The sequence below is a fragment of the Companilactobacillus insicii genome, assembly GCF_003946015.1.
Lineage (GTDB): Bacteria > Bacillota > Bacilli > Lactobacillales > Lactobacillaceae > Companilactobacillus > Companilactobacillus insicii.
In genome coordinates this window covers 12,446-24,385 of sequence record NZ_RHNU01000010.1, presented here as the reverse complement: position 1 = coordinate 24,385, position 11,940 = coordinate 12,446, and the positions used below count along the sequence as shown (strand labels likewise).

Here is an 11,940-nt window from a genome sequence, read left to right as displayed (position 1 = left end):
CTTTTTGTTTTGATGAATACAAATGGAGGAAGTAATATGAAAACTAATACAATTTTAACAGGTGATCGACCAACTGGTAAGCTACATATCGGACATTACTTAGGTTCACTAAAGAACCGTGTTAAGTTACAAAATGAGGGTAAGTATAACATGTTCATCATGATTGCGGATATGCAAGCTTTGACCGATAATGCTAGAAATCCTGAGAAAATTCGTAACAGTTTGATTCAAGTTGCCTTGGATTATTTATCAGTAGGAATCGATCCTGCCAAGACTAATATTTTGGTACAATCACAAATTTCAGCTTTGAACGAACTAACAATGTACTATCTAGATTTGGTTAATGTTTCACGTCTTGAAAGAAATCCAACTGTTAAATCAGAAATCAAGCAAAAGGGATTTGGTCAAAGTATCCCCGCAGGATTTTTAACATATCCTGTTAGTCAAGCTGCTGATATTACTGCTTTCAAGGCAGATACAGTTCCTGTTGGTGATGATCAAGAACCAATGCTTGAACAAACACGTGAAATTGTTCGTACGTTCAATAATACATACAACAAAGAAGTATTAGTTGAGCCTGAAGGTGTCTTCCCACCTAAGGGTCAAGGGCGTTTACCTGGTACAGATGGTAATGCGAAGATGAGTAAGTCGCTGGGTAATGGTATTTACTTGTCAGATCCTGCTGATGTTGTGACTAAGAAGATCATGTCTATGTATACTGATCCTGATCATGTGCACGTAGAAGATCCTGGTAAAGTTGAGGGTAATACAGTTTTCACATATCTCGACGCTTTTGGCGATGACAAGGCTAAGATTGCTGAATTAAAAGAGCAATATCAAGCTGGTGGTTTGGGTGATGTCAAAGTTAAACGTTACTTAAATGATGTCATGCAAGGAATTCTTGAGCCAATTCGTGCACGCCGTGCTGAATACGAGAAGGATATTCCTGGGGTTTACCAAATTCTAAAAGATGGTAGTGATCGTGCCAATGAAGTAGCTAATCAAACGTTGGCAGAAGTTAGAGCTGCCATTGGTGTTGATTATTTTAAGGATTTAAAATAGAGCGCGTTAAAGAACGGTAATCTCTGAGCATTACTTAGATTTATGATTATAATTGAATTAAAGACGGAGAAGACAAAATGTCTCCGTCTTTTTTAGTAGAGTGCAACTTATCAGGCTTTTTTAATGTGGAAACAGTTTCACAAAAATATGCTATATTTAACTCTTGATTTTATCAACAATTGGGTATAGCATATTTTTTGTTGCTATTTAGAAATAAATTTTTAATTTTATGAGGAGAACAATGGACGACTACGATTTAATAGGTTTTGCAGTGAGATTTATGATGCAGCGAAAGAGAATTTTGTCATCTTTTCTTAAGGAAAGAGATTTGAATATTGCCGATTGCATAATAATGATGATAGTTACTAAACATCCAGGTTATAACCAAGAGAAGATTGGTGAAGTAACTTTGTTTGATGGAGCAATCATCGCTCGATCATTAAAAAAACTTGAGAAGTATGGTTTGGTTCATCGAAAAATTGACGAAACTAATCGTCGTAGAAAAATTGTCCAAATTACTGAAGCGGGGCGAGAGTTTGGAGATAAGCTCAGAGCTGCATTCAAAGATTCAAATAAGACGATTTATTCTGGAATTACAGATACTGAAAAAGATGAATTGCACGTTATTTTGGCCAAAGTTTACGCCAATCTCGATAAAGTAAAAATCCCCGATAGTAATAAATAGAAAATGAAAGAAGGAAATTACTATTATGCAAAATAGTAGTGAACATTTGGATGTTAATGGTAAGCCATTTAATCGTAATTTGTTAGTTATGGTCTTACTTGTCGGAACATTCTGTACTGTTCTTAATGGAACAATTTTAACTACTGCGTTTCCGACCTTAATGAAAGAATTCAATGTTACAACTTCAGCTGTTCAGTGGTTGACTACTGGATTCCTGATGGTTAACGGTATTATGATTCCTGTTACCGCATGGCTAAGTAATAATTTTAGTAATAAGATCTTATATATTATTGCCATGTCTACGTTCTTAATTGGAACGATTATGTGTTTTACAGCGCCAAACTTTGGAACCATCTTAGCTGGACGTTTGATTCAAGCTGTTGGTGTTGGTATTACAATGCCACTTATGCAAGTTATTATGCTTTCAATTTTCCCAGCCAATCAGCGTGGTACTGCCATGGGATTGGGTGGATTAGTTATCGGTTTAGCACCGGCCATTGGACCTACTTTGTCAGGTTGGATCATCGATAACTTTACATGGCGTGATTTATTCGGAATGATTATTCCTATTGTTGTGATCGTACTTATTTTAGCTTTTATTTATATGAAGCCAGTTATTCAAACTAAACGATCAAAACTTGATATTTTGTCGCTGATCTTATCAACAGTTGGATTTGGTTCAGTCTTGTACGGATTCTCATCTGTTGGTGACAATGGTTGGGGTTCACCAATTGTATTAAGTACTATTATTGGTGGAGTTATCGTTGTTATTTTGTTTGGGTATCGTCAATTGAAGATGGATACACCATTCTTGGAACTACGTGTTTTCAAAGAAAAGAAGTTTGCGGTTGCTGCCGCATTGTCTTCTGTAACTAATATGGCTATGGTTGGTGTAGAAATGATCTTGCCATTATACTTGCAAATTGTTAAAGGAATGAGCGCATTCCATTCCGGATTAACATTGCTACCGGGTGCCATTTTAATTGGTGTTATGAGTCCTATTACTGGTCGTGCATTTGATAGATTCGGACCAAAGGACTTAGCTCGTATGGGTATGTTCTTGTTAACAGCAGGAACAATTCCGTTCTTATTCTTAACAAAGACAACACCAGTTCTAGATATTGTTGTTCTATACATGGTTCGTATGTTTGGTATTTCAATGGTTCTAATGCCAGTTACAACTGATGGAATGAATGCTTTGCCATTGAACTTAATGAGTCACGGAACAGCTGTAAATAATACTGTTCGCCAGGTTTTCAGTTCTATGGGTACAGCTATCTTAGTCAGTGTTCTAACGAACGTGACGAATAATTTGAAGCCGGGCAAAAGCTTACTTGCTCATTCACCACTTAAATATCAGGATAGTTATTTTAATGCAACATTGAGTGGATATCATGCAGCCTTTGGTGTTGCAATCCTATTTTGTGTCATTGCTTTAGCTATTACTTTCATGGTTAAAAATACTGCTAAATCAAAAGAAGTTGATCTTGAAAATATGAATGTTGAAATGGCAGGTGATAATTAATGATTATTGTATCGATTATTGTTTGTGCTGTTCTTTCATATTATTTTGCGGTCTTTATCCAAAATAAAAAAGTTGGTTATAGTTTGGCAGGAGTTTTCATAGTTCTGTTTATCGGAAGTATTGTGATGCTGGTGTCAAATGAATATGGTCACTTTGGTATGCAAAAAGTAACCAGTGAAAAGACAGTACAGATTCAAACTGTTAAAAAAGGTGCTAATCTTTTACTTTATAAAGAACTTGGGACTAACAGCAAAGAAGACGTATACGTATATCGTACGCCTGAAACTGCCAATGCAAAGAACCCTAACCATACTAAAGCAGATATTCACGTTACTAATAAAGTTAAGAAGGGTTCAAGTACAAATACTTTGAATCAAAAAACAACCCGTTGGGAATATAAGAATGGATTCTATTCTTTCTTGTTTGGTATTTCTGATAATAACAAGGAATTCATAAAACAAAGTAATACATTCCAAATTGGTGATGATTGGTTAGTACTATCAACTACTCAAGCAAACAAACTAAGCAAAGAGCTTAATAGTAAAAAGATTCAAACTCAGATGAAGTCTGAAGGTGAAGCTTACGTCAAAGCTGCTGTAACAAAAGCAATGATGGTTAATCCTTCAATGAGCCAGGCTCAACAAAAGCAAATTATGCAACAAGCTCAAAAAGAGTTTAAAGCACAGGCTATGGCTAAAGTTGTTGAAGAAATTACTAAATAAATATGTAGATAAGTCGGATATTTCCGGCTTTTTTTTGTTAGCTTAAAACGTCTTCCATAGTCCAAGTCAAAATACCAGTATATTTTCCTGGTTTTGTATTTGGGCCAATGTGTAACTTCCAGTTTCCAACTCCAATATAGTTTGTTAAGTTTTGATCTCCATTAAAATAAGAAGATTGAATAGGGGTTCCATCTGTAGTTATAGGCATCCAAGAACCAATGTCACTGGGACTATTTTCTCGTTCTTTTATGAATATAAGTCCATCGTTTGTGGGTAGTAATGTATCTCCATTTTCGTTTTTTAATTGGGTTTTAGAATCTTCATTGTCATAAGATACTGCTACATAATAATTTGATGGTTTAGGATGACTAACTATTAATTGTCCAATCGTAGAAGTATTAGTTAAGTTTTGATTTTCTCCATAGTAGTTTGTTGTTCCGAAGTCTATTAAATCCGGTGTTTTAGTAAATCCACTAGTGTTGCTTCCTTGAATTATCACGTTGGCGTTATTAGTTGAGAGCGTTCCTAACGTCTCATTACCACTAGTTCTGACATTAGTTATTGTGGCAATGTTAGACATACTACCGGAGGCCGTATTAGTGACTGTTGCAGGGAATACAATTGTTACACTTTTTCCGGGATCTATTTTTTGGATCCAAGCTTGAAGATTTTGAGAATCTGTAAATGAAGTTTGACCATTTAGACTACTGTCAGTGTAGTCGGTGATTACAGTGACACCCACATTTCCTGCCAATCCCATGGGTAATGTTTCATGAATGAAGCTATCTGATAATAGTGAATTTTTGCTGGTAGAGTTTACTTGAAATTTAACTTTGAATTCTACTTTATCGCCAATTTTGGCATTTGTGCTATCACTGAAGTACGTTTCGTTGTTAGATACATTTCTGACTTGTTTCGTAAATGAATAATCAAATGATTTTCTTTCAACGGGTATATTAGTGGAAGCTATGTATTCTTTTTCCTCGGTATCGGTGGTATCGTAATCAATACCATAAAATCGACCAACATTAGTGATTGTAGTTCCAGAAGCCATTGGAGAGATTGTTGCATCAAATGATATAGTGCATGATTCGCCATCCTTAACTGTTAATGCAGGTGGAATGGTTAATGTTTTTGTCGAGGAATTGTAATTTTCAGATGGTAATTTGCTAAACAAACCATCTGGATGAGTAATGGTTAAACTTTGTGGGTCAATCTGTAATCCATCTGGAATTTGATCAATTAATTTAGTGTATGACCATTTACTTTTAAATCCCACATTAAAAACTTTTAGATTGAAATTCAACTTGTCACCGATTCTGTTTTTACCATCTGAATTGGTTTTATTTATGTAGGATTTTGTTACTTTAGGAATTGCATATTTTGGTTGAGAGATACCAACCGATGATACATAATGCTTGATTTGACCTGGTTCTAATGTAGTGTAAGGCCATTTCATTGTATATGATGAATCGAGAAGGCTGCTTGTAATTAAAGCACCATATTTCAAGTTTAGGCTTTCGGTACCGACGCCTGAAAAATTGGCAGGAGAGAATCCTTTGGTCCAATCCATGAAACTAGAATTAAATGGAGAAACAGTGTAGTTCGATGGCCCATCAGGTAAACTTCGATCGAACAATAATTTGTAATTTATACTTTGAATGAAAATACCGTTATTGTTTTCTAGAGAGTATATTGGAATTGTATCTTCTCCATCTAGCTGAGTGTCTTCAGCGTAGAGTATTCCAAATTTTTGAGTGTAGTTAGTATTATTTTTGATGTATAGCTCTCGTTGCACAATAGCGGCGTTACTTGGGGATGGACGGAGAACGATTTCCATTTGTAAGTTATATTTTCCGTAACTATCGTTTCGTATAAAGTCTCCAGCAATTTTATATGCCGGTCGAGTGTTGGCATTCAGCGATTCTACGTAATATTTTTTACCCGATAAAAAATTAGATAAGATTGAGTATTTACTTGCAGTTACTGAAGAGGTATTTTCATTTGGAACTAGCATAAAGTCAGGGGATGTAGGTGATACAGATTCTTTAGCAGTAGATCCAGTCCATCCCTGTTGGAATAATGCACTGATATATTTGTTTCTATTATTCAAAAAGGTATTTATTTTAGAATATTGGATATTTTGTCCTGAAGCAGAACTATCAGTTTCTATTGTGTCATCTCCACCTGTTGTTACATTGCCACTAGTATCTTGAGCTAAGCCAAATGCGTAGCCTAATTGAAGATCGTCATTTATTTTTAAATTAGCTACTTTATTATTACTTTGATGTTGCCAAGTGTAGATACCATCATCAAAAACGCTATTCGGGTTCCAAGTTATTTTTGAGCTCTGAGATCTTTGGGTAGCAGTTACCGTTTGAACAGGTATTGTAGAAATTAATCCTAACGAAAAAATGAACAATATAAACAATGGATTCTTAAGTAGAGCCTTCGCTTTCAAAACAATATCCCCCAGATTGGATAATTATATTTTGATTCATTATCAACATGGTATATTAATTTCACGGCTATTTCAGTACTTATAAAAAAGCTTTTAAAGAATATTTTCCATATATAGTGAAGGGTTATTTTTGTTAATAAATAAAAAAATAGATTGAAATTTTATTTTGAAATTACCAACAAAGTTTCAATCTATTTTTGGTTAATTATTTGGAATGGAATCTGCCATTGACCAGGTTAATGTGCCATTGTAAGAACCGGGTTTAGTGTCTGAGCCGATATTTAACCTCCAATCACCAACACCAATATAATTAGTCAGATTTTGACTGCCGTTGAATGTACCCGTCTGAATAGGCGTTCCACCAGGAGAAATTGGTGTCCATGTTCCTTTATCATCTGGAGAGCTTTTACGTGTTCTGATGAAGATCAATCCATCGGCTGATGGTGATAAAGTATCTCCATTATTGTTCTTTATTTGTGTTGTTGCATTGTCGTTATCATAAGCTACTGAAACACTATAGTTGTTATCAGTCGGATGATTAACGATTAATTGTCCGGTTGTGGCTACATTAGTCAGTTTTTTGTTCTGACCAGTAAAGTTTAGTGAACCAAAGTCGATAGTACTTGGAGTTTCAGTGAACCCAACAACATCAGATACCTGGACACTTGCTTCATTGGAGACAATATCGCCAGTTGAAGCACCAGTACTTGTTGTACCGGTCATTAGAGCCGTACTTGTGATTGTACCTGCTGTTGCTTTGGTTACTTTGGCTTGGATTTCTAGTCGAACATTAGTACCACTAGGTATCTTAGCAATATTCAAACCATTTCCTAGAAGTTTAGTTACGTCCCAAGGTTCATTATCAGATCCATAGATTATAGCTTTTTCAATTTCCAATCCATCAGGAACTGGGTTCTTCATTGTTCCACCAGTTAGGTAGTCTTTACTGGTACTGTTGACACCGAAGATAACTTGATAATCAACTATATCTCCAGCTTTTGCCTTTGTAGAACTTGCAAAATTATTTTCACCATTCGTTTCGTTTTTTACGTAATTAGTAAATGTATATTCAAATGATGATTTTTCCACAGGAACATCTACTGAAGCTTTATAAGTAGTTGAATCAGAGCCAGTTGCGTTATCTGTACCGGTAAATTCACCAGTATTGGTTAATGTTTTGGAACTTGCGGAAGAAGCTATTACTGTTTCAAACGTTACTGTATTTTGTTTTCCATCGGCGATAGATTCGTTTGCCATTGGAATAGTTATCGTTCTTGTGGAAGGGTCGTAATCAGAATCAGAGATGGATGTTGTTGTTCCATTAGCACTAGTCATTTTAATGGATCCGGCCTTTATTTGGAGTCCATCAGGAATTTTATCTACTAGTTGCTTATAACCCCAATTACTGTTGAACCCATAATTACTGATTTTAAGGGCAAATTTTAAAGTATCACCAACACGGTTCTTGCCGTCTTTTGATGTTTCGTTAGTAAATGATTTACTTGGAACAGGTAATGCATAAGGAGATTCAGTAACACCAATGGCTGTAGCAAAGTGAGCGATCTTTCCTGGTGCTAAAGTCGTGTAATTCCATTTTTGAGCATAGGCAGAGTTGACATACATACCTGACCCTAAGACATTTGTACCATATGAATATCCCTTGGCTTCATCGCCGGATCCACCGAATGATTTACCGGAAAATCCCTTTAACCAGTTAGTGGAATTAGAATCTATATCTAATCCAGCATAGCTAGTAGGCCCGTCCTTTAGTCTATTAGTGATCATTAGTTTATAAAGTGGATCATCGGCACTCTTTCTTTGGTTTTCGATAAATAGACCACTCTTATCACCTAGATCCATGATAGGAACAGAGTCGTTTTCATATCCTTTTGCGTTACCAAATGAAGTATCTTCACCGAATAAGACACCAAATGATTGTGTAGAAGAATCGTTATTTTTAATATACAATTCTCGCTGAATTATAGGTGCATTACCTGGTGATACCCGCAATAGTAATTCAACCTTAAGGTTTTTGTATGTACCGAACATGTTTTTCCCAGTTGTATCTTTACGATTGAAGTCTCCGACAATTTTGTATGCAGCATTTTTTCCATCGGTTCCGAAGTAGTATTTTTTATTCGTAAAAGAATTAGCGACATTATTGATTGTCGTGTTAGAGAGAATACCGTACTCTTGCGATGTTACACCACGGCTTCCATTACCAGTTGCATTTTCAGTAGGCAGAATCAAAAATCCCGGAGAGGACATTGACACTTGCGTGGCTGCGACACTTAAACTAGTACCGCCAAATAGTCCACCTTGAGTGGTTGTTGGAACGTATTTACCTGCTGGAGTTTTGAGAAAAACATTGAATTTTGAATAATGCATGTTATCCGCAGAAACAGCGTCTGAATCTTGGACAATGGTACCATCTCCACCGGTGGTTACATTTGCGTTTAAATCACTTGCTAGACCAAAGGCATAACCCAAATTCAGGCCATGCCCGATGTCTTTTAGTCCAACTCGGTTCGAACTACCTTGACTCCAATCGGTAATGCCATCATCAATACCGTCAATATTACTTGCTGCTTGTGCAGTCTTAATTAAGCTAAAAGATAAAACTAAACTTAAAAAGCAGAAAAATATTAAAAAAATCTTTCTGAAGTATTCTTTTCTCCTCATCATTATCGTATTACCCCTTATTTATGTTTTAGAATGCTTCCAATGTAGTTAATTGAAGTTCGTGGTAAGCTTCAAATTTACGTTCACTGTCATTGTATATAAATATAATGGCGTATACGGTTCAACTTTTGTAAAAATATTTATTAAATATTATCAACCATTCAAATGCTTTGTATTAATCGAATAATATAACGATAATTAGTTACTTTTAAATTTGTTTATAATTTAATCCTAGTTATTGGTAATTTGGCAGATAATGAAAGATAATTCAATGAGTAGCATAAGTGACGTTGAGGCTTTCAAAAATAATTATGGGGTGAATGATTTGGATAACATTTTTGAACTAACGAATCTTTCTTATCAAGTAGGAGAGAAGAAAATATTAAAAAATATTAGCTTGAATATTGAGCAAGGTAAATACATTACAGTTGTTGGCCCATCCGGTAGTGGGAAGAGTACTTTGATGCGTATTTTAGCATCGATGATTAGTGCTACTTCCGGTGAGGCATTATTTAATGGTAAAAAAATAAGCTCTTATGAGCCTACTGAATATCGACGCCGTGTGTCATATGCATTTCAACAACCAACTTTGTTTGGAAAAACGATTAAAGATAATTTGGAATTTCCTTATATTGTTCGTGGTAAGGAATTTGATAAGGATCAAGTAGTGAAGTTCTTGAATTACGTTAATTTGGACGAGAGTTATATAAATAAAAGTGTTAATGATGTTTCTGGTGGTGAAAAACAGCGAATAGCTTTGCTGAGAAATCTGATTTTTCCACCAGAAGTCCTGATTACAGACGAAGTTACTACTGGTTTGGATACTGAAAACAAAGAGATTGTCCATAGTATTTTGAATCGATTTAATCAAGATGATGGTTTGACGATTCTTCGAGTTACTCACGATGACTCTGAGATTGAACAGGCAATGGATAAAATTACGATTAAGAATGGCGAGGTGGTTTAAATGTCTAATTTAACAGTTTCTAATTCAACATTAGCACTGGGATTTATTTTGGTTATCATCGCATTAGTTATTGGATATTGGCAAAAACTTCAAATTGACAAAGATATTATTATCGGCGTTGTTCGAGCAATTATTCAATTAACAATTGTCGGTTATATTTTAAAATTTGTTATAAAAGCAAATGACGTTTGGCTGACCATGGCATTTTTTGTGATAATTGTCATCAATGCTTCTTGGAATGCTGGTAAGCGTGGTAACGGTATTCCAAAGGCATTTCAGTTCTCTCTACTAGCCATCTCAGTGGGTACAGTTATTACACTAGGTACTTTAGTTTGGACAGGTTCGATTCAATTTATTCCAGAACAGATAGTTCCATTCACAGGAATGATTGCCAGCAATATTATGGTTGCAATTGGACTTTGTTATCGCAATATGAAGCAATCGTTCACTGATAGGCATCAACAAATCCTCGAGAAACTCGCGCTAGGTGCTGACATTAAGTTAGCTTCTGAAGATATTATTCGTGAGAGTATAAAAAGTGGCATGCAGCCAACAATTGACTCAATTAAGACACTGGGACTCGTCGCTTTGCCAGGGATGATGTCTGGTTTGATTATTGCAGGTGTTGATCCAGTTAAGGCTATTAAATACCAAATTATGGTTACGTTTATGTTATTAGCATCTACAAGTATTGGTTCATTTATTTCGTGCTACCTTGCTTATAAGCAGTTTTATAATGAACAAAAGCAGCTTAACTCTGATTTGCTTTCTTAATTAATACTATAATGAAGTTGATTGTATAAAATTATTGATTGAGAGGGATAATCATTATGGTAGAGCTTGATGATAAATTAACCATTCCACCAGTAGCGCTGGGAACTTGGTCTTGGGGATCTGGTAATAATGGTGGAGATCAGATTTTTGGTAATCACCTTACTGAAGATAATCTAAAGTCAGTTTTTGATGCGGGTATGAAATATGGATTGAATCTGTGGGACACCGCTGCCGTTTATGCGATGGGAGATTCTGAAACCATTTTAGGTAGTTATTTACAAAATGTGGATCGTAAAGATGTGATTTTATCCACGAAGTTCACGCCTAGAATTGCTGAAGATGTGGAGTATCCAATGGAAAAGATGCTTGATGGCAGTCTCAAGAGATTGCATACAGATTATACTGATATTTATTGGATTCATAATTCTGCAGATGTTAAGAAATGGACACCACAGCTGATTCCCTTGGTTAAATCAGGAAAGATAAAGCATATCGGACTATCTAACCATAATCTTGATGACTTGAAGTTAGCTGCTAGTATTTTGGCAGATGCTGGATTGAAAGTTTCAGCAGTTCAAAATCACTATAGTTTGTTATATCGTGCCTCTGAGCAGGCTGGTATTATTGACTATTGTAAGAAAAATAATATTGTCTTTTTCTCATATATGGTTCTTGAACAAGGTGCATTATCAGGTAAGTATGATGTGAACAATCCAATGCCAAATGGTAGTCGCCGTGCAAAAGAATACAATCCAGTTATGCCAAAGCTGACTAATTTGATTCAAGCAATGCGCGATATTGCTAAAGATAAGAATGTATCCGTTGCTAAAATTGCAACCGCTTGGGCAATTTCAAAGGGGACTGTGCCGATCCTTGGTGTAACGAAGGCCTCTCAAGTGGAAGATGCTGCAAGTGCCTCCAAAGTAAAATTAACTGACGGAGAAGTTGAAGTAATGGAAAAATTAGCCTATGAAACGGGTATTGATACTCGTGGTGTATGGGAAAAGCCGATGATATAAATAAAAAATAACTTGTTTTTATAACTTTGTGAAGATAGACCTA

Annotated in this window: 9 protein-coding genes; 7 read left to right on the top strand and 2 right to left on the bottom strand. The window is 35.5% G+C overall.

Annotated elements, in window-relative coordinates; translation table 11 throughout:
- Window positions 1-36 precede the first annotated feature (36 nt).
- From trpS to EKM79_RS04545, 4 genes are all read left to right on the top strand, one after another.
- Window positions 37-1,062 carry a tryptophan--tRNA ligase gene (trpS, locus tag EKM79_RS04560; protein ID WP_125566336.1) on the top strand — a complete coding sequence of 342 codons (1,026 nt, stop codon included), beginning with the start codon at window positions 37-39 and terminating at the stop codon, window positions 1,060-1,062.
- Between the two features lie 241 nt (window positions 1,063-1,303).
- The gene (locus EKM79_RS04555) at window positions 1,304-1,747 is read left to right on the top strand and encodes a MarR family winged helix-turn-helix transcriptional regulator (RefSeq protein WP_164506004.1); all 444 of its coding nucleotides are present in this window, start codon (window positions 1,304-1,306) and stop codon (window positions 1,745-1,747) included.
- Window positions 1,748-1,772: 25 nt separating this feature from the next.
- The gene (locus tag EKM79_RS04550) at window positions 1,773-3,272 is read left to right on the top strand and encodes an MDR family MFS transporter (RefSeq protein WP_125566332.1); all 1,500 of its coding nucleotides are present in this window, start codon (window positions 1,773-1,775) and stop codon (window positions 3,270-3,272) included.
- Window positions 3,272-3,994, top strand: coding sequence for a DUF4811 domain-containing protein (locus EKM79_RS04545; protein ID WP_125566330.1), 723 nt, complete (start codon window positions 3,272-3,274; stop codon window positions 3,992-3,994). Before EKM79_RS04550 ends, EKM79_RS04545 begins: the two co-directional genes overlap by 1 nt.
- A gap of 37 nt (window positions 3,995-4,031) precedes the next feature.
- Here the strand turns inward: EKM79_RS04545 and EKM79_RS04540 are convergent, their stop codons facing one another.
- Entirely contained in the window at window positions 4,032-6,455 is a 2,424-nt protein-coding gene (locus tag EKM79_RS04540; protein WP_125566328.1) for an isopeptide-forming domain-containing fimbrial protein, read from the bottom strand.
- A gap of 201 nt (window positions 6,456-6,656) precedes the next feature.
- Entirely contained in the window at window positions 6,657-9,140 is a 2,484-nt protein-coding gene (locus tag EKM79_RS04535) for a hypothetical protein (RefSeq protein WP_125566326.1), read from the bottom strand.
- A 268-nt stretch (window positions 9,141-9,408) separates the two neighbouring features.
- Here EKM79_RS04535 and EKM79_RS04530 point away from each other — a divergent pair, with 268 nt between their 5' ends.
- The 3 genes from EKM79_RS04530 to EKM79_RS04520 are packed head-to-tail and all read left to right on the top strand — an operon-like array spanning window position 9,409 to window position 11,897.
- Window positions 9,409-10,104: an ABC transporter ATP-binding protein gene (locus EKM79_RS04530; RefSeq protein WP_125566432.1), complete on the top strand. Its 696-nt coding sequence runs from the start codon at window positions 9,409-9,411 to the stop codon at window positions 10,102-10,104.
- Window positions 10,105-10,878, top strand: a complete 774-nt coding sequence (locus tag EKM79_RS04525) for an ABC transporter permease (RefSeq protein ID WP_125566324.1) — start codon at window positions 10,105-10,107, stop codon at window positions 10,876-10,878. It begins immediately after the preceding gene.
- Between the two features lie 56 nt (window positions 10,879-10,934).
- Complete coding sequence (locus tag EKM79_RS04520) at window positions 10,935-11,897, top strand: aldo/keto reductase (protein ID WP_125566322.1); 963 nt, start codon at window positions 10,935-10,937, stop codon at window positions 11,895-11,897.
- The last annotated feature ends 43 nt before the right edge of the window (window positions 11,898-11,940 follow it).

Excerpts from the sequence above, each read along its gene's own strand:
- EKM79_RS04545 (WP_125566330.1), top strand. The coding sequence starts at position 3,272 with ATGATTATTGTATCGATTATTGTTTGTGCTGTTCTTTCATATTATTTT.
- EKM79_RS04520 (WP_125566322.1), top strand. The coding sequence starts at position 10,935 with ATGGTAGAGCTTGATGATAAATTAACCATTCCACCAGTAGCGCTGGGA.
- trpS (WP_125566336.1), top strand. The coding sequence starts at position 37 with ATGAAAACTAATACAATTTTAACAGGTGATCGACCAACTGGTAAGCTA.
- EKM79_RS04535 (WP_125566326.1), bottom strand. The coding sequence starts at position 9,140 with ATGATGAGGAGAAAAGAATACTTCAGAAAGATTTTTTTAATATTTTTC.
- EKM79_RS04555 (WP_164506004.1), top strand. The coding sequence starts at position 1,304 with ATGGACGACTACGATTTAATAGGTTTTGCAGTGAGATTTATGATGCAG.
- EKM79_RS04530 (WP_125566432.1), top strand. The coding sequence starts at position 9,409 with ATGAGTAGCATAAGTGACGTTGAGGCTTTCAAAAATAATTATGGGGTG.
- EKM79_RS04525 (WP_125566324.1), top strand. The coding sequence starts at position 10,105 with ATGTCTAATTTAACAGTTTCTAATTCAACATTAGCACTGGGATTTATT.
- EKM79_RS04550 (WP_125566332.1), top strand. The coding sequence starts at position 1,773 with ATGCAAAATAGTAGTGAACATTTGGATGTTAATGGTAAGCCATTTAAT.